The 17,296-nt window shown below is 65.1% G+C and carries 16 protein-coding genes; 11 read left to right on the top strand and 5 right to left on the bottom strand.

The features are described from left to right. Positions 1-84: 84 nt before the first annotated feature. From OKW28_RS26215 to OKW28_RS26205, 3 genes are all read left to right on the top strand, one after another. Entirely contained in the window at positions 85-555 is a 471-nt protein-coding gene (locus OKW28_RS26215; RefSeq protein ID WP_429450080.1) for a DUF2946 domain-containing protein, read from the top strand. Positions 556-664: 109 nt separating this feature from the next. Then, positions 665-1,597, top strand: coding sequence for a hypothetical protein (locus tag OKW28_RS26210; RefSeq protein ID WP_429450078.1), 933 nt, complete (start codon positions 665-667; stop codon positions 1,595-1,597). A gap of 19 nt (positions 1,598-1,616) precedes the next feature. Next, the gene (locus OKW28_RS26205) at positions 1,617-1,988 is read left to right on the top strand and encodes a copper resistance CopC family protein (RefSeq protein WP_429450076.1); all 372 of its coding nucleotides are present in this window, start codon (positions 1,617-1,619) and stop codon (positions 1,986-1,988) included. Between the two features lie 43 nt (positions 1,989-2,031). Here OKW28_RS26205 and OKW28_RS26200 read toward each other — a convergent pair whose 3' ends face one another. Both OKW28_RS26200 and OKW28_RS26195 read right to left on the bottom strand, forming a co-directional pair. Beyond that, positions 2,032-2,919 carry a LysR family transcriptional regulator gene (locus tag OKW28_RS26200; RefSeq protein ID WP_429293116.1) on the bottom strand — a complete coding sequence of 296 codons (888 nt, stop codon included), beginning with the start codon at positions 2,917-2,919 and terminating at the stop codon, positions 2,032-2,034. Positions 2,920-3,051: 132 nt separating this feature from the next. Beyond that, complete coding sequence (locus OKW28_RS26195; RefSeq protein WP_429450073.1) at positions 3,052-3,213, bottom strand: hypothetical protein; 162 nt, start codon at positions 3,211-3,213, stop codon at positions 3,052-3,054. Between the two features lie 653 nt (positions 3,214-3,866). Here OKW28_RS26195 and OKW28_RS26190 point away from each other — a divergent pair. After that, positions 3,867-4,613 carry a glucose 1-dehydrogenase gene (locus tag OKW28_RS26190; RefSeq protein WP_429450071.1) on the top strand — a complete coding sequence of 249 codons (747 nt, stop codon included), beginning with the start codon at positions 3,867-3,869 and terminating at the stop codon, positions 4,611-4,613. Between the two features lie 115 nt (positions 4,614-4,728). Here the strand turns inward: OKW28_RS26190 and OKW28_RS26185 are convergent, their stop codons facing one another. Continuing rightward, positions 4,729-5,628, bottom strand: a complete 900-nt coding sequence (locus OKW28_RS26185; RefSeq protein WP_429450069.1) for a LysR substrate-binding domain-containing protein — start codon at positions 5,626-5,628, stop codon at positions 4,729-4,731. A 118-nt stretch (positions 5,629-5,746) separates the two neighbouring features. Between OKW28_RS26185 and OKW28_RS26180 the strand changes: the two genes are divergently transcribed. Continuing rightward, complete coding sequence (locus tag OKW28_RS26180) at positions 5,747-6,997, top strand: 2-aminoethylphosphonate--pyruvate transaminase (protein ID WP_429450066.1); 1,251 nt, start codon at positions 5,747-5,749, stop codon at positions 6,995-6,997. Positions 6,998-7,045: 48 nt separating this feature from the next. Then, positions 7,046-7,849 (top strand): phosphonoacetaldehyde hydrolase, encoded by an 804-nt coding sequence (gene phnX / locus OKW28_RS26175; protein ID WP_429450064.1) that lies wholly within the window; start codon positions 7,046-7,048, stop codon positions 7,847-7,849. A 4-nt stretch (positions 7,850-7,853) separates the two neighbouring features. Here the strand turns inward: phnX and OKW28_RS26170 are convergent, their stop codons facing one another. After that, positions 7,854-8,783 (bottom strand): LysR substrate-binding domain-containing protein, encoded by a 930-nt coding sequence (locus OKW28_RS26170; RefSeq protein WP_429450062.1) that lies wholly within the window; start codon positions 8,781-8,783, stop codon positions 7,854-7,856. 45 nt (positions 8,784-8,828) lie between these two features. After that, on the bottom strand, positions 8,829-10,046 hold the full coding sequence (locus OKW28_RS26165) for an amidohydrolase family protein (protein WP_429450060.1): 1,218 nt from the start codon (positions 10,044-10,046) through the stop codon (positions 8,829-8,831). A 301-nt stretch (positions 10,047-10,347) separates the two neighbouring features. On the opposite strand from OKW28_RS26165, the gene argG reads away from it, so the two are divergent. The 5 genes from argG to OKW28_RS26140 all read left to right on the top strand — a co-directional run bounded on the left by argG (position 10,348) and on the right by OKW28_RS26140 (position 17,123). Beyond that, positions 10,348-11,682, top strand: a complete 1,335-nt coding sequence (gene argG / locus OKW28_RS26160) for an argininosuccinate synthase (RefSeq protein WP_429450058.1) — start codon at positions 10,348-10,350, stop codon at positions 11,680-11,682. A gap of 179 nt (positions 11,683-11,861) precedes the next feature. Next, a complete protein-coding gene (locus tag OKW28_RS26155; RefSeq protein ID WP_429450056.1) occupies positions 11,862-12,893 on the top strand; it encodes a diguanylate cyclase in 1,032 nt (343 codons plus the stop codon). A 157-nt stretch (positions 12,894-13,050) separates the two neighbouring features. After that, positions 13,051-14,586 carry a transglycosylase SLT domain-containing protein gene (locus OKW28_RS26150; protein ID WP_429450054.1) on the top strand — a complete coding sequence of 512 codons (1,536 nt, stop codon included), beginning with the start codon at positions 13,051-13,053 and terminating at the stop codon, positions 14,584-14,586. 116 nt (positions 14,587-14,702) lie between these two features. Next, positions 14,703-15,221, top strand: a complete 519-nt coding sequence (locus tag OKW28_RS26145) for a RidA family protein (protein WP_429450052.1) — start codon at positions 14,703-14,705, stop codon at positions 15,219-15,221. Between the two features lie 75 nt (positions 15,222-15,296). Beyond that, positions 15,297-17,123, top strand: a complete 1,827-nt coding sequence (locus tag OKW28_RS26140) for an FAD-binding protein (protein WP_429450051.1) — start codon at positions 15,297-15,299, stop codon at positions 17,121-17,123. Positions 17,124-17,296 lie beyond the last annotated feature (173 nt).

The raw sequence follows: 17,296 nt of genomic DNA, 5'->3' as shown, positions 1-17,296 counted from the left end.
ATAACGACGTACATGGCATAATTTGCCGCAAATCGCGGTCTGGCAGTAGTGGACTGCAAAAACTCGCGGCGTGGCGCTGAACGCATGATGAATCGTTGGCATCGGAAGATCGGCAGTTGGCTGGGATTGCTCGCGATCCTGCTGACGACGCTCGCGCCGACCATCTCGCAAACGCTCGCCGCTCACGATCGCGCCGACGCGATGATGGGCGGGCATTGCCAGATGACGTCGATGGACGACACGGCGTCGATGCCAGGCATGCGGATGCAGGACGACACGCCCGACACCACCCAGGCCACCGCCAACCGGCCTGACGACTCCGATGATTCCGCTACGCCTGCCAGCCATGCCGGCGCAAAGCACGCCCAGATGTCCGGCGATGCCTGCGGCTATTGCAGCCTGCTCGCGCATCTGCCAGTGATGCCGAGCGTCGGCATGCTGTTCGTCGCCGCGGTCCGTGCGCGCCAGCATACGGCCGCGGCGCGCTTCGACAGCGTGCGCCGCGTCGAACCGCTGAGCTTCGCGCAGCCACGCGCCCCACCTTCCGCCTGCTGATCCGACTTCGTTACGACGCGATGCGCGAACCCGCATCGCGCCCGCTCGCGCGCGTCCGTTCGACGACGCGCGCCGGCCTCGTCTCAACCGATCAGACAGGATGCACCCGATGCACACACCAGCAATGCGCGGCGGCCGTCCGCCGCGCGCGGCGCCGCTCGTCGCGGCCGCCACCTATGTCGCCTACACCGCTTACGCCGCGTGCGGCGTCGTAGGCCTCATCGCCGCGCCGTCCATCGCGCACGCGCACGCGATCGCGGGCGACCGCGTGTTCCCCTCGACGCTCGCCGTCGACGACCCCGGCGTCGGCGACGAAGCCAACTTCGAGTACGGCCATCAGCGCGTGCCCGGCGACGACGGCGACCAGAGCATCAACACGTTCAGCTTCGAGTACGACAAGCTGATCACGCCGCGTCTGGCGGTGTCGATCGACGGCGGGTACGTGATGCAGAACAACCCGCGGGCGGCCGGCTTCAACAACTTCGGCGTCGGCCTCAAGTACCTGCTGTACGTGAACGAGCCGCACGAGCTGATGACGTCGATCGGCGTCGCTGCGGAGCTAGGCGGCACCGGCAGCCGCGCGATCGCCGACAACTTCTCGACGATCTCGCCGACCATCTACATCGGCAAGGGCATGGGCGATCTGCCCGCTTCGCTCGCGTATCTGCGCCCGGTCGCGGTCACGGCCGAGGCGGCCTCCGCGCTCACCACCGGCGCGGGCCAGCCGAACGCGTTCAACTACGGCTTCACCGTGCAGTACAGCCTGCCGTATCTGCAGCAGCATGTGCACGACGCGGGTTTGCCACAGCCGTTCGCGAACCTGATTCCGCTCGTCGAGATTCCGCTGTCGCGCAGCCAGGGTCAGACGACCGGCACGGTCAATCCGGGCTTTATCTGGATCAATCGCTATGGACAGTTCGGCGTCGAGGCGCAGATTCCGATCAACCGCGCGAGCGGCTCGCACGTCGGCATTCTGGTGCAGGCGCACCTGTTCTTCGACGACATTGCGCCGACCACGCTCGGCAAGCCGCTGTTCCCGTAAGTAGCACAGGAGAAAGACGATGAACAACAGCTTCAAACATCACGCGATGCGCGCGGCGGCACTGATCGCCGGCGTGACGCTCGTGAGCGCGGCGTTCGCGCATGTGTTTCCGCAGAAGCAGGAGCCGGGCGCGGGCGCATCGGTGGCCGCGCCCGCGCAGGTCAAGGTGACCTTCGACGGGCCGCTCGAACCGGCGTTCAGCTCGCTCACCGTCACCGATGCGAGCGGCAAGCAGGTCAGCACGCAGAAGTCCTCGGTCGATGTGCAGCAGCCCGCGGTGATGACGGTGCCGCTGCCGGCGCTCGCGGCCGGGCGCTACACCGTGCATTGGGTCGCGGTGGCGTCGGACGGACATCGAACGCATGGGGATTATGGGTTCGATGTGAAGTAGCGCGGTATGATGCGCCGCGTCGCCGTGCTCACGCACGCGGCGCTCAAACGCGCTTGAACAACTGCCGCGCGAGCGAGCACATCAGCATCGTCGCCGGCGATTCGTCCTGCAGGCGCCGGCTCATGATGATCGGCGACGCGGCGCTTGCCGACGGAATCGGCCGGTACGCGACGCCATGCGCGCGCAAGCCCTCGACGCTCTCCGGCACGAGACACACGCCGACCTGCGCGGCGACCAGCCCCAGCGCGGTCTGCAACTCCCGCACTTCATGGATCGCTTTCGGCTCCAGCGCCTGATCGTGCATTGCCGAGATCTGCTGGTCCGCATAGCTCGGCCGCGGCGTGCTCGGATAGACGATCAGCGTTTCCTCGGCGAGCGCGGCGAGCGTCAGCGGCTTCTTTTGCCGCGCGAGGGGATGGTCCTGCGGCAATGCGGCGATCATCCGTTCCTCGACCAGCACTTCGCGCGCGAGTTGCGCATCGTCGAAGCGCAGCCTGCCGAAGCCGACGTCGATCCGGCCACCTTTGAGCGCGGCCAACTGCTCGATCGTGAACATCTCGATCAGCGACAGTTCGATGTGCGGCGCGGCCTCGCGAAACGAGCGGATCACCGCGGGCAGCGCGCCATACAGCGTCGACGGTACGAAACCGATCACGATGCGTTCCGCGAGTTGCGCGAGCCGGCGCGTGAGCGGCGCGAGCTCGTCGGCTTCATCGATCAGACGTTTCGCCTGCGTGTAGAAAATGCGGCCGGCTTCGGTGAGCCGCAACGGCCGCGAGCCGCGCTCGAACAGCGGCAGGCCGACACTTTCCTCGATCTGCTGGATCTGTCGCGACAGCGGCGGCTGTGTCATATGCAGACGATTGGCCGCCCGCGTGATGTTCATTTCCTCGGCGACCGCGATGAAGTAGCGAAGTTGGCGAAATTCCATGCATGCCTCTGAGGTGTGATGCGTCGGCGATTGGTGTTGCGTTGGTCTGCTGCGCCTTGGGCGCTGCCGGTTGCGGTACGGCTCTGCCGCCGCGGCGCTGCGCGAGGGCAACGAATGATAGCAACAGCGCCGCTAAATACCGGCCAGATGACGCACGAGCGCCTTTTCCGCGCGCGGCAGCGCATTCAGCTCGCGCATGCTGTTGCCGTCGTCCGTCACCAACCTGTGGCAGCTGTTTGCGGGATCGGGCGTGCGCGCGCTCGTCGAACGCTTATGGCCGATGCTGGCGGGCATCGTACTCGGCACGCCCGTTGCGGTAGCTCGGTCAGCGCGTGCGCGGGCGTATCAGTGCGGCGAGCTTTCGTGGCTGGTTCTTTATCTGTCTGCTCGGCCCCGACGTTCAATCGGTGGCGCGCGCATTCGTTTAAAAGACGTTGGGAGCAGCGGATCGCGGAGGAGGGAGATCGTGTGGCCCATTATTCTCGATACGCTCGGCGCGCTCGCGGTGCTCGCGAGCGTGGCCGCGCACATCGCGCTGCTGCTCAGCAGCGAACCAAAGCGCGGTGAATAAAAGCGCTTTGAGTGTGTAGCGCCTGATCGTGGCGTCTGCCCGTAGGAGTCTTGTGCGGATGCACGTCTCTGCTGCTGCGTGCCGCTCTTGCGGTCGGTCAGCGCGCGCTTGCGCGACGCCGACGCCGACGCCGCGGCGCAAGCCAAACAGCATCAATCGTCGTCAACCACGCGTAAACCTGGCCATCGAGGTCTGATGCGAATCGATTGTTCGTCGGAAGCGGCGTATCAATTCGTCTCGAGCCGCTTTATCCGGCCTCGCGCCATGCCTAAATTAACGACCAGTGACAGCGCCACTGCATTTCCGGCTTTTATTGGCGTGGACCCCGCGACTCCTCGCGAGGCATGCCGGCGCGAACCATTGAAAGGACACGATGATGAGCAAGCTCACAGGCAAGGTAGCGGTTGTAACGGGTGCATCGAAAGGCATCGGAGCGGCGATTGCGAAGGCATTGGCGGCGCAAGGCGCGTCGGTCGTGGTGAACTATGCGTCGAGCCGCGCGGGCGCCGACAAGGTGGTCGCCGATATCACGGCGGCGGGCGGCAAGGCGGTCGCGGTTGGCGGTGACGTGTCGAAGGCCGCGGACGCGAACGGCATTATCGATACGGCGATCGAAACGTACGGGCGGCTCGACGTTCTCGTCAACAACTCGGGTGTCTATGAATTCGCGGCGCTCGAAGAGATCACCGAAGCGCACTTCCATAAGCACTTCGATGTCAACGTGCTCGGGCTGCTGCTCGTGACGCAGGCGGCGGCCAGGCATCTGGGCGAAGGCGGCAGCATCGTCAACGTGAGCTCGGTCGCGAGCCGCATCACGCCGCCGACCACCGTGGTCTACACGGCGACCAAGGGCGCGGTCGATGCGATCACCGGCGTGCTCGCGAAGGAACTCGGACCGCGCAAGATCCGCGTGAATTCGGTGAATCCGGGCATGGTCGAGACCGAGGGCACCCACAGCGCCGGCGTGATCGGCTCGGACTTCGAAACGTGGGTGGTCAGCACGACGCCGCTCGGCCGTATCGGCCAACCCGACGATATCGCGGATGTCGTCGCGTTCCTCGCGTCGGATGACGCGCGCTGGTTGACGGGCGAGAGCCTGATCGCGAGCGGCGGCTCGCGTTAAGTCTGAAGGGGTTGCCAACGCTGGTGGCAACCCGCGGAACAATTCGAGCGCGATCGCGGGCGGCGGGGCCGGCAGCATGAAGGCCACGCCGCTCCTTGCAGCGACGGCGCGCGAGCTACGCGCGTTGAACATCGGCCCCCGAGACCTCTGTTTCGGCTCCCGGCAACTCCACCGCAAAAAACGCGTCGAGCAGATTCGAACCCGGCCGCTCGGCGAGCCGCGTCAGCGATTCGATCATCTGCACGCGGCAATCGAGCAGCGACACCATCCGGATCCGCCGCGACTCGTTGAACTCTGCGCGCGCAATGACGCCGACGCCGATTCCCTGCGCGACCGCTTCCTCCAGCGCCTCGCGGCCATCCACGTACATGACCGGCTCGACTTGCAACGACTCGCGCACGAGCTCGATTTCGAGCAGTTGTTGGGTGACCGATTGCGGCTCGCGGAAGATCATCGGCTGTTCGACGAGCTCCGCGTAACTCAGCCGGCGCTTCTTCGAGGCCGGGTAGCTCGCCGGCACCATCGCGACCAGCGGATCGCGCCGCAACACGCGCGACTGCAAGCGGCTATGCACCTGCGGCGCGGCCGTGATCGCCGCGTCGACCGCGCTCGACAGCACGCGCTGCATGCACTCTGCCGCATTGGCGATCGACAGCGTGACGACGATGCCCGGGTGCCGCTGGCGAAACGCGCCGATCAGCGCGACGGCGAGATCGGGCGCATCGGCCGCGAGCGATAGCGAACCCGACTCCAGCCCGCCCGCCGATTCGAGCAGTTGGCGCGCGTCCCGCTCGCAACTGAGCATATGCCGTGTCACGCTGAACAGGCGCAGCCCGAGTTCAGTCGTCTCCACGCCGCGCGGCCCGCGCTCGAACAGCTTGACGCCGTAATCCTGTTCGAGCCGCCGCACGTGATCCGACACCGCCGGCTGTGTCAGCGACAACGCCTGCGCCGCTTTCGAAAAGCCGCCATGTTCCGCGACCGCATGGAACGCCCGCAATTGCGCGTATTGCACGTGTGCCTCGCCAGCAGATAAGTTTTTGCGATACCGTCATCGATTATATCGATTTTACCGATGGACAACGCTTCTGTATCGTGTGAGCTATCGACATAGCGATAGCGGAGTTGCGGACATGGAAAGCGCGATTGGCGGTTCGGCGGCGACATTGGCCGTGGCAGCCGCGGCAACATCGACCCGTTGCACCACACCCTGCGCCGCGCCGGCTGGCGGCGAGCCTTATCTGCTGACGCCGGGCCCGCTGACCACGGCACTATCGACGAAACAGGCGATGCTGCGCGACTGGGGCTCGTGGGACGGCGACTTCCGCGCGATGACCGCCGAGTTGCGCGCGAGCGTGCTGGCGATCGCCGGCGACACCGCGGGCGACTACGACTGCGTGCCGCTGCAGGGCAGCGGCAGCTACTGCGTCGAAGCGATGCTCGGCAGCCTGATTCCGCGCGACGGCCACGCGCTCGTGCTCGCGAACGGCGCGTACGGCAAGCGCGCGGCGACCACGCTTGGCTATCTCGGCCGCGCCTGCACACTGCTCGACAAGGGCGACTACCTGCCGCCGCGCGGCCTCGAAGTCGAGCGCATGCTTGCCGCCGATCCATCGATCACGCACGTGGTCGCGATCCATTGCGAAACGAGCTCGGGCATTCTCAATCCGCTCGATGAGATTGCAGCCGCGGTCGCCAGGCAGGGCCGCAAACTGCTGATCGATTCGATGAGCGCCTTCGGCGCGGTGCCGCTCGACGTGCGGCAGATCGCGTGCGAGGCGTTCGTGTCGTCGGCGAACAAGTGCATCGAGGGCGTGCCGGGTTTCGGCTTCGTGATCGCGCGCAAGAGCGCCCTGCGCGAGGCGAAAGGCCGCAGCCATTCGCTCGCGCTCGATCTCTACGATCAATGGGACGTGATGAATCGCACGGGCCAGTGGCGCTTCACGCCGCCCACGCATACGGTGGCCGCGTTCCTCGAGGCGCTGCGTCTGCACCAGCTCGAAGGTGGGCAGCCCGCGCGGCTCGCGCGCTACGCCAACAATCGCGACGTGCTGGTGGCCGGCATGCGCGAGCTTGGCTTCGAGCCGCTGCTCAACGGGCGCTGGCGCTCGCCGATCATCGTGACGTTTTTTTCGCCGGCGCATCCGTCGTTCGAGTTCGCGCGCTTCTATGAACTGATGAAGGAGCAGGGCTTCATCATCTATCCGGGCAAGCTGACGGTGGTCGACAGTTTCCGCATCGGCTGCATCGGTCAGGTCGACGAGCAGGTGATGCGACGCGTGGTCGATGCCTGCGCGCAAGCGTTGCGCACGATGGGCGTCACGCACGCGGGGCCGCCGCCCGCCGCGCTCGACGAACGCAAGGCGCTCGCGCAGGCGGCCTGAGCCGCGACAGCAAACCCGATACATTCGGATTCCTGGGGATTCAAGCAGATGAAACACGTGAAGGCAGTGATTTTCGATTGGGCCGGCACGGTGGTCGACTACGGTTCACGCGCGCCGATGGCGGCCTTCGTCGAGACCTTCGAGCAGTTCGGCGTGCCGATCACGATCGACGAAGCGCGCGGCCCGATGGGCATGGCCAAGCGGCCGCATATCGCGGCGCTGATGGCACTGCCGCGCGTCGCGCAGGCTTGGGCCGAGCGCCACGGCCATACGCCGACCGACGCCGATATCGACGCCGTGTACGACGTGTTCGTGCCGAAGAACATCGCGGTCGCGGCGAGCTACAGCGCGGTGATCCCGGGCGTCGCCGAAGTCGCGAGCGCCTTGCGTCAGAACGATATCCGCATCGGCACGACGACCGGCTATACCCGCGAGATCATCGACGAAATCGTACCGGGCGCGGCCGCGCAGGGCTTTGCGCCGGACAGCATCGTGTGCACCGGCGATACGCCGGAAGGGCGGCCGTCACCGTACATGATCTACCGGACGCTGCCGCAGCTCGGCGTGTGGCGCGCGAAAGAGGCGATCAAGGTCGACGACACCGAGGTCGGCATCGAGGAAGGCATCAACGGCGGCACGTGGGCGGTCGGCGTCGCGGTGAGCGGCAACGCGTTCGGCATGAGCGAGGCCGAGGTGAAGGCGTTGCCGGCCGACGAATTCGCCGCGCGCCGCAACGCCGCGACGGCCAGGCTGAAGGCGGCGGGCGCGCATTACGTGATCGACAGCGTCGCGGATCTGATGCCGGTCGTGTACGACATCGACGCACGGCTCGCGCGCGGCGAACGGCCTTGAAGCGTCACTTGAAGAAACCGACCGCGAGATCGATGAACTCGCGCACCTTGCGCGGCACGAACTCGCGGCTCGGATACACCAGCGACACGGCCACGTCGCCATTGAGCACCGCATAGCCGTCGAGCACGCGCACCAGCGTGCCGGCGCGCAACTCGTCCTCGACCATTTCGAGCGGCAGCAGCGCGATGCCCATCGCGCCCAGCGCGGCCTGCTTCTGCATGATCATGCTGTTGACCGTGAACGATGCATCGATGGCGATGCTCTCGCCGCTGTCGTCGCCGTCCTCGCTCGCGCTTTCGGCATCGCCGTCACCCTTGCGGAAGATCCACATCGGGCCGGTCGTGTCGAACGGCGCGGCAATCAGCCGATGCCCGTCCAGTTCGGCCGGCGTTTGCGGATGACCGGCCTGCGCGAGATACGCGCCCGCTGCCACCGGCACCGCGTGCGAGTTGATCAGACGCCGCGCCACCAGCGACTCCGAGCGGATCATATGCTCGGTCACGATGCCGACGTCGAAGCCGCCTTCGAGCAGATCGACCCGTTTTTCCGTCAGCGTGACGCGCAGGTTGACTTGCGGAAAGCGCGCCTGATATTCGGCGAACAGCGGCGTTAGCCGAAACAGCGAAAAACTGCCGAGCGCGACGATGCGCAGGTCGCCGGTCACGTCGCGCGAGGCCGTGGTCGCGCGCGACTCCACTTCCTCCAGTTCGGCGAGCAGCACGCGGCAACCGTCCGCGTATTGCGCGCCGGCCTCGGTCAGCACGACCTTGCGCGTGGTGCGCTGAAACAGGCGAATGCCGAGATGCTGTTCGAGGCTCGACACATGACGCGTGACGACCGACGTCGACACGTTCAGTTGCCCGGCGGCCTGCGCGAAGCTGCCGACATCGGCCACCTTGACGAAGGCCTGCATGGCCTGAAAAAGATTGATCATTCGAGTCCAAAAAACGTCTTTGTTGTCGCGGACGGCGTGGCTGAACTACCGCGCGACCAGCGCGCCGTCGCGCGCGGCGACGCGGCCGTTCGCAATGACCAGCTTGCGCGCCGGCCGCGCGACGAGCGCATGCGCGAGCGTGTCGGCGTCGACCAGCACGAGATCGGCGCGTGCGCCCGGCTGCAAACCATAGCCTTCGAATCCGCATGCGCGCGCGGCGGTGCCGCTGACGCAATCGAACGCGAGCGCGAGATCGTCGTCGCGGCGCAGGCCGTATCGCATCGCGATCAGCATCGCCCGTTCCAGCATGTCGGGCGAGCCGTATGGCGTCCACGTATCGCGAATCCCGTCGTTGCCGCCGAACAGCGTGACGCCGTGCGCGAGGCAAGCCGTGAGCGGCGGCACTGGCACCGACGGCGGCGCGCTCGTCAACAGCGCGACGCGCAGCTCGGCGATACGCGCGAGCAGCGCATCGCGTTCGCGCTCGGGCAGCGCGCCGAGACAGAACGCGTGACTGACCACCACCTGCCCCTGCATGCCGTGCGCGGCGACGCGATCGAGCAGCAGACCGAGCGTGAACGCGCCGATCTCGCCGGGTTCGTGCAGATGAATGTCGAGCGGCTTGCGATGACGCTCGGCGAGCGCGAACGTCAGATCGAGCGACTTCACCGGATCGCCGTCGATCAGCGCGGGATCGAGCGCGCCGAGCACGTCGGCGCCCGCGGCCAGCGCCCGATCGAGCAGCGCGTCGGTGCCGGGCCGGCCGAGCAGCCCCGATTGCGGAAACGCGACGATCTGCAGATCGAGCACGTCGCGCAGGGTGTCGCGCGTGGCCAGCACGCCGTCGAGATGGCGCAGGCCCGCGTCGGTGTCGATATCGACGTGCGTGCGCACGCGCGTCGTGCCGGCCGCCAGAAACGCGCGCGCGAGCGCGAGCGATTGCGCGCCCGCGTCGTGGCCGCTTTCGGCGCGCCAGCGGCGCTCGTTTTCGATGCGATCGGTCAGCTTCGGCCCGACTTCGTTGCGATACCAGCGCAAGCCCCAGTTGGTCTTGTCCAGATGCGTATGCCCTTCGACGAAACCGGGCAGCAGCAGCGCGTCGCCGCCGTCCTCGACCGGCACACCGGGCTCGCGCGGCAGAGCGGCGCCGAGCGCGGCGATCCGGCCATCGACGATCGACACCTCGGCGCGCGTGCCGTCGGCGAGCCGCACGTGGGTGACCAGCGAGGCGTTCGTCGTGGGGCGCGGGGTGGTCGTGGTCATGGGCGGCGGGCAAGGGGAATGAACGGGACGAACGGAGTGAACGGCCGGTGCGTTGACGCAACCCGCGATGCTACCCTTAGACGATAATAAATCCGCCCCCGTTACGGCAAATACAGCGTGAATTAATCCGGAAATTCGGCGCGGCGAGATTGCAGCGCGAGGCCGCGCCGACCGGCAAAATCCAAGGCCGGACGGCGGTTCACGGTATACTCCCGCGTAACTTGCCTGATCGCCAGGCTTGCCCGATACTCAGCTGTTACCCCCAAAATCTCCCCGTACGTCGAGTTTAACGCTACTGCTTATGAGTACAATCCTTGAAAGTCTTCCGATCGGCCAGAAGGTCGGTATCGCGTTTTCCGGCGGCCTCGACACTAGCGCCGCGCTGCACTGGATGCGCAAGAAGGGCGCCGTGCCGTACGCCTACACGGCCAACCTCGGTCAGCCCGACGAAGACGATTACGATTCGATCCCGCGTCGCGCCACGCAATATGGCGCCGAAGGCGCGCGCCTGATCGACTGCCGGGCGCAGCTGGTCGCGGAAGGCATCGCGGCGCTGCAGTGCGGCGCGTTTCATATCTCGACGGCGGGCGTCACCTATTTCAACACAACGCCGATCGGCCGCGCCGTGACCGGCACGATGCTGGTCGCCGCGATGAAGGATGACGGCGTCAACATCTGGGGCGACGGCAGCACGTACAAGGGTAACGACATCGAGCGTTTCTACCGCTACGGTCTGCTCGTGAACCCGGACCTGAAGATCTACAAGCCGTGGCTCGACCAGCTGTTCATCGACGAACTGGGCGGTCGTTCTGAAATGTCGGAATTCATGCGCCAGTCGGGCTTCGACTACAAGATGTCGGCCGAAAAGGCGTATTCGACCGACTCGAACCTGCTCGGCGCGACGCACGAAGCGAAGGATCTCGAAAGCCTCGAGTCCGGCATCAAGATCGTGAACCCGATCATGGGCGTCGCGTTCTGGCGCGACGACGTGCAGATCGCGAAGGAAGAAGTGACGGTCCGCTTCGAGGAAGGCCAGCCGGTCGCGCTGAACGGCCAGACGTTCCCGAACGCGGTCGAGCTGCTGCTCGAAGCGAACCGGATCGGCGGCCGTCACGGTCTCGGCATGAGCGACCAGATCGAGAACCGCATCATCGAGGCGAAGAGCCGCGGCATCTATGAAGCCCCGGGCCTCGCGCTACTCAACATCGCTTACGAGCGTCTCGTCACCGGCATCCACAACGAAGACACGATCGAGCAGTTCCGCGAGAACGGCCGCCGCCTCGGCCGTCTGCTGTATCAGGGCCGCTGGTTCGATCCGCAGGCGATCATGCTGCGCGAAACCGCACAGCGCTGGGTCGCGCGCGCGATCACCGGCGAAGTGACCGTCGAGCTGCGTCGCGGCAACGACTACTCGATCCTCAGCACGAAGTCGCCGAACCTCACATATCAGCCCGAGCGTCTGTCGATGGAAAAGGTCGCATCGACGTTCTCGCCGCGCGACCGCATCGGCCAGCTGACGATGCGCAACCTCGACATCACCGACACGCGCGACAAGCTGCGCATCTACTCGCAGGTGGGCCTGCTGTCGTCGAACGAGACGTCGGCGCTGCCGCAGGTGAAGGGCGACAAGGAGTAAAGCGGCGCGTCTGATTACCTGAACGTCGCATCGATCGATGGGCCGGCTCGCGAGAGCCGGCCCATTTTCTTTGGGGCTCCCGGATGCGCTCCGGCGCATGGGCGCGATCCCACATTCTGTGCTCAAGTTTCGGGTGCCTATGCCGTTGACATAAGCTAAGCCCATTCTGGAACCCTTCCGTGCAACTCGCTTACAGTAACGACCGCCTCGCCAGCCGGATGCCAGTCGACTCGACCGCCGCCGGCGAACCCGAGGTCGAGTCTTCGGTCATCGAGTGGCTGTTGCACGACGACCAGGTGATGCGCGAGTGCTTCACGCATGCGGCGGAGATTCTGAAGAGCGTGACCGGCGCGGCAATTACCGCGATCGTGCTGCTCGACGAGGAGTATCAGCACTATCGCGCCGAGGTCGGCATGGCGATGCCGCTCGTCACGCGTGCGCGCTCGCTCGCCGACTACGCGGTGCGCGATGCCGACCTGTTCGTGATCGAGGATGCGCACAACGACAGCCGCTTCGGCGAGTGCATGCTCGTCAAGCGTCATCCGTTCGTGCGCTTTTACGCGGCGATCGCGCTGCGCGCGCCGAACGGCGAGATCGTCGGCGCGCTGTGCGCGATGGACCCGGCGCCGGGCCGGCTCGACGCGGGCCGGCGCGGCGTGTTTTACCACCTGCGCGCGATGATCGAAAACGATCTGAAGATGCGCACGGCCACCGCGATCGATCCGCTCACCCAGTTGTACAACCGGCGCTTTCTGCTCGAAACCATCGCGCGCCGCTGGAAGGAGGCGCGCGACGGCGACGTGATGGGCTCGGTGGTCGTCGACGTCGACTGGTTCAAGCAGTACAACGACACCTACGGTCATCAGGCCGGCGATCACTGTCTGAGTCTGGTTGCCTCCGTGATGCAGGCCGCCGCCGACAGCGAGCGCATCGTGGTCGGGCGCATGGGCGGCGAGGAGTTCGGAATGCTGGTGCTCGAAGCGCAACCATCGATGCTCGAAGACACGCTCGAAACGCTGCGCCAGCGCGTGGCGGACCTCGCGATCGAGCATCGCGCGTCGCCGCTTGGGGTGGTGACGGTCAGCATTGGCGCGTCGCTCACGCGTATCAGCGACCTGTCGCGCCCCGCGCATCGCGACGGTTTCGCGAGCGCTGACCGTGCGTTGTATCGCTCGAAGCATAAAGGACGAAATCGCGTGACGATGGCGTAGCGGGCGTTGGCGATTGCGTCGGTACGGCTCTATCTTCAGTCATGGCGCATTGCTTATAGGACCATCGTCCCATTTTCAGCCGTTGCCATCGTGGCAATATGGACGCGCGTAGTGAACGTCGACGCAGTCGCCGGGTGCGACAGCAGGGTGTTTTACGATGCGCATCATTCAAACGTTGCTGTACATCGCGGCGTTCTGCTCAGGCATGATCGTCGGCCCCGCGGCGTGCGTCGCCGCCCAAAGTGTCGCCGCGCAGCCGGCCGCCTCGTCGGCCCTCCCGGCATCCCCAACCGCCGCGGCGTCGGCTCCCGCAGCGCGCCGGATCGATCTCGGCAATCAACCGTTCACGGGCGATTTCGACGCCATGCTCGACCGGCGTCTGATCCGGGTGCTGGTTCCCTACAGTCGAACGCTCTATCTGAATGAGCATGGTCACGAACGTGGGCTGACCGCCGGTCTCATGCGGGACTTCGAGCGTTATGTGAACAAGAAGTACCGGGCGACGCTCGGCAAGCGTCCGCTCACCCTGGTCATCATTCCGATGACTCGCGACCAGTTGCTCCCGGGGCTGGTAGCGGGCCGGGGCGACATCGCCGCGGGCAATCTGACGGTCACGGAGGTCCGCCTGAAGCAGGTCGACTTCGTGGCGCCGCGTGACCGGACAGCAGTACGCGAAGTGGTCGTGACCGGGCCGAAGTCGCCGGCCCTCGCGAAGCTCGACGATCTCAGCGGTAAGACGGTCCATGTGCGGCCCAGCAGCAGCTATTACGAGAGCCTGAACTTGTTGAACGCGCGTTTTGGCAAGGAAGGCAAAGCTCCGGTGAAACTCGTGCCGCTGCCCGACGCGCTCGAGGACGAGGACGCAATGGAGATGCTCAATGTCGGGCTGCTCCAGATCCTCGTCGTGGACGACTGGAAGGCAAAGGTATGGGCGCCGGTACTGGCTGGAATCGTCGTGCATAACGATATTTCGGTGCGCGACGAAGGCTACATCGGCTGGGCGGTGCGCCTCAAGAGCCCCAAACTGCGGGACGCGATCAACGACTTCTACCTGAATTACGTGAAGAAGCAGAGTGTCGCGGAAGTCCGTCTGCAGCAGGAAATGAAGCGCATCAAGCAGATCTCCAACAATACGGAGTCAGCGGAGCTGAAGCGGTTCGGGCAGACGGTCGGTCTTTTCGAAAAATACGGTGCGCAGTACCGCTTCGATCCGCTTTTGCTTGCGGCTCAAGGCTATCAGGAATCCCAGCTGAACCAGAGCGCCCGCAGTCACTTTGGCGCAATCGGGATCATGCAGTTGATGCCAGCCACGGGGAAGGAACTTGCGGTTGGCGACATCAGGGTGGCGAAGTCCAACATACATGCGGGAGCGAAATATCTCGATGTGCTGATGGCCCGTTACTTTCCCGATGCTCACTTCTCGGAAAGGGACCGCTCGCTGTTCGCATTCGCAAGCTACAACGCAGGACCCGCAAAGATCGCCAGAATGCGCAAGGAAGCGGCGGCGCGCGGTCTCGATCCTAACAAGTGGTTCAACAATGTCGAAATCGTAGTCGCCGAGAAAATCGGTATCGAACCAACGACGTACGTGCGCAACGTCTTTAAATATTACGTTGCGTACCGGCTCGTCCGGGAGGCCGAGGCCGGACGCGCTCGCGCTATCGGGCAGATGCGCAAGCAGGGCGGAGCGTGAGGGAAGCGGGCATCTGAAAGCGCTGTCACCGCAGCGACGTGCCGCAGCCACGCCGCTGCGCGATTTTCGAGGCGCACGCGAATAAACGCCGTGGGGCCTTCACGTGGAGTCTGAATATGTCGACCGTTGAAGATCGCTTGCACGCACTTGGCTACGTCTTGCTGGAACCGTTGCGGCTTCCTCCCGGCCTGACGCTTCCGTTCCCATGGGTGCGGGTAGTCGGCCACAGGGCTTGCATCTCGGGCCATGGGCCGACCAACGCGGACGGCTCGCTGGCCGAGCCACTTGGCAAGGTGGGCAGTCAGGTCTCGCAGGAGCAGGCCTTCGTGGCGGCTCGTCTCACCGCGCTCGCTATTCTGGGCAGCCTCAAGCGCGAGATCGGAAGTCTGGAGCGCATCGCCTGTTGGACGAGGGTGTTCGGCATGGTCAACTCGGCACCCGGGTTCAACCGACAGCCCGCGGTGATCAACGGCTTTTCGGAACTGATACTCGCTGTCTTTGGCGAGGAGCGCGGCGTTCACGCTCGCAGCGCGGTGGGACTGGCCGAGCTTCCCTTCAACATTCCCGTGGAGATCGAGGCTGAAGTCGAACTTTTTCCACGAGACGCTCGAGCGCTTGCATCGAGCGAGGCGTGAGCTCGGGCCGCCACCGCTGTCGCGAGCGATCGTCTGGGAAATGGAAACGATCACGTTTCAGCGTGGAGGAGCGCCATGGCGAAGCGCCGTGATCTGATCAGGTGGCTTGCGGCTGTCCCGCTGTTCGCCTCTATCTGGCCGTTGCTTCGGCTCGATGACGCTCGCGCTGCGCAGACCCCGCGACGCGTACGACCGGGCGAACCGGGATGGCCCACGCCTTCGGACTGGGCGCGACTGAAACAGCAGGTGGATGGCTACCTGATCCGACCGGAGTCACCACTCGACCTCTGTCGTGAATCTCCCGAGAACGCCGAATGCCTTGCACTCTTCCGTGAACTCAAAAATCCGTACTTCATCGGCGACAGTCCCGTTCTGACACAAACCTGCGAGTGGGTCGGCGCGTGGAAAGCCGAACCCAGTGCCTACGTGGTCGCCGCGAGACGGGTCGAACATGTGGCGGCGGCCGTCAACTTCGCGCGTGAACGCAATCTTCGCGTCGTCGTGCGCGGCGGGGGCCATTCCTATCTCGGCACCTCGAACGCGCCGGGTTCCCTGATGATATGGACGCGCGCCATGAACGAAATCAGGAATCACGATGCTTTCGTTCCGAGCGGATGTGACGGGGTCATTCCACCCGGACCCGCGGTAAGCGTCGGGGCAGGCGCGATCTGGATGCATACCTATGAAGCCGTTACCGGAGGCGTGGGTCGGTATGTACAGGGCGGCGGTTGTGGAACAGTGGGAGTCGCGGGACTGATTCAAGGCGGAGGTTTTGGAACGCACTCCAAACAGTTCGGCATTGCATCCGCTTCACTGCTCGAAGCGGAGGTCGTTACGGCGGACGGTGTGGTCAGGGTTGTCAACGCCCGAAGAGAACCGGATCTCTTCTGGGCCTTGAAAGGTGGGGGTGGCGGTACCTTCGGCGTCGTCAGCCGCCTGACTTTGCGCACGCACGAACTGCCGGCCGTGTTTGGCCTCGTATCCTGCGCAGTCGTGGCCCGCTCGGATGTCGCCTACAAACGCTTGCTGGGCCGCTTCGTCGCTTTTTACGCCGACAGCCTATGCAATCGCCACTGGGGTGAACTCGCTACGCTGCTGCCCGGCAAGCGCCTGCGCATCGACATGAGCTTTCAGGGACTCGGCAAGGAAGAGGTCGCAACGCTCTGGAAGCCGTTCTGGGACTGGATTGGAGTGCAGGACGACCTGACCATGATGGCCGCGCCCTCGATCGTCGCCGGTCCGGGGCGGTTGCGCTGGGACGGCACGGCGCTCGCGCGGTTCGTGCCCGGGTTGGTCGTCTTCGATGACCGACCCGGCGCGCCAGATGCCAATTTCTTCTGGGCGTCGAATCTCGCCGAGGCCGGTCATGTGATCCACGGCTTCGACTCGCTGTGGTTGCCTGCAGCAATGCTGGCGCGCGAGCGCCAACCCGAACTCGTCGACGCGCTGATGGGCGCTACGCGCTACTGGCTTGTCGAACTTCATTTTCAGAAAGGGCTCGCCGGCGCCCCTGCCGATGTCATTGCCGCCGGCCTGCAAACCCCAGTCAATCCAGTCGTGGCGGAGTCGTTCGCATTGGCGATCGTCGCGAGCGAGGGGCCACCGGCATTCGACGGACTGACAGGTCATCAACCCGATGTTTCGAAGGCACAGCGAGATGCGAAGCTCATCGGATTGGCCATCAACGAACTCGGGAAAATCGCAACGGCCGGTGGCGCATACGTCGCCGAGAGCAGCTATTTCCAGAAGGACTGGCAAGCGGCGTATTGGGGGGCCAACTATGCACGTTTGCGGTCGATCAAGCAGCGTTACGACCGGCACGGAGTTTTCTTCGTTCGCCACGGTGTCGGCTCCGAAGACTGGAGCGACGACGGGTTCACCGGCATGGCCGATTCCGACTAGCCGGCCGGCTGTTTCGCCCGAATCCTGATGCTCGTTATGGGTATGACCGTGTATTGACTCCAGAGAGAGGTCAATGCACGCTAGCGATGCATCGGTATCCGAAGCATCTCGTTCTAACGAACCAGATGGAGCGGGGTCGGCAACCAGTTGGGTACCGCTGCCAATACAACGTC

Origin of the sequence: Paraburkholderia sp. 40 (genome assembly GCF_050434105.1) — a bacterium.
GTDB classification, from domain to species: domain Bacteria; phylum Pseudomonadota; class Gammaproteobacteria; order Burkholderiales; family Burkholderiaceae; genus Paraburkholderia; species Paraburkholderia tuberum.
Note: the sequence above shows the minus strand (reverse complement) of the source record. Positions and strands in the feature narration are given on the sequence as shown.

Excerpts from the sequence above, each read along its gene's own strand:
- phnX (WP_429450064.1), top strand. The coding sequence starts at position 7,046 with ATGAAACACGTGAAGGCAGTGATTTTCGATTGGGCCGGCACGGTGGTC.
- OKW28_RS26170 (WP_429450062.1), bottom strand. The coding sequence starts at position 8,783 with ATGATCAATCTTTTTCAGGCCATGCAGGCCTTCGTCAAGGTGGCCGAT.
- OKW28_RS26150 (WP_429450054.1), top strand. The coding sequence starts at position 13,051 with ATGCGCATCATTCAAACGTTGCTGTACATCGCGGCGTTCTGCTCAGGC.
- OKW28_RS26210 (WP_429450078.1), top strand. The coding sequence starts at position 665 with ATGCACACACCAGCAATGCGCGGCGGCCGTCCGCCGCGCGCGGCGCCG.
- OKW28_RS26165 (WP_429450060.1), bottom strand. The coding sequence starts at position 10,046 with ATGACCACGACCACCCCGCGCCCCACGACGAACGCCTCGCTGGTCACC.
- OKW28_RS26200 (WP_429293116.1), bottom strand. The coding sequence starts at position 2,919 with ATGGAATTTCGCCAACTTCGCTACTTCATCGCGGTCGCCGAGGAAATG.
- OKW28_RS26195 (WP_429450073.1), bottom strand. The coding sequence starts at position 3,213 with ATGCCCGCCAGCATCGGCCATAAGCGTTCGACGAGCGCGCGCACGCCC.
- OKW28_RS26140 (WP_429450051.1), top strand. The coding sequence starts at position 15,297 with ATGGCGAAGCGCCGTGATCTGATCAGGTGGCTTGCGGCTGTCCCGCTG.
- OKW28_RS26145 (WP_429450052.1), top strand. The coding sequence starts at position 14,703 with ATGTCGACCGTTGAAGATCGCTTGCACGCACTTGGCTACGTCTTGCTG.
- OKW28_RS26180 (WP_429450066.1), top strand. The coding sequence starts at position 5,747 with ATGGAAAGCGCGATTGGCGGTTCGGCGGCGACATTGGCCGTGGCAGCC.
- OKW28_RS26190 (WP_429450071.1), top strand. The coding sequence starts at position 3,867 with ATGAGCAAGCTCACAGGCAAGGTAGCGGTTGTAACGGGTGCATCGAAA.
- OKW28_RS26215 (WP_429450080.1), top strand. The coding sequence starts at position 85 with ATGATGAATCGTTGGCATCGGAAGATCGGCAGTTGGCTGGGATTGCTC.
- argG (WP_429450058.1), top strand. The coding sequence starts at position 10,348 with ATGAGTACAATCCTTGAAAGTCTTCCGATCGGCCAGAAGGTCGGTATC.
- OKW28_RS26205 (WP_429450076.1), top strand. The coding sequence starts at position 1,617 with ATGAACAACAGCTTCAAACATCACGCGATGCGCGCGGCGGCACTGATC.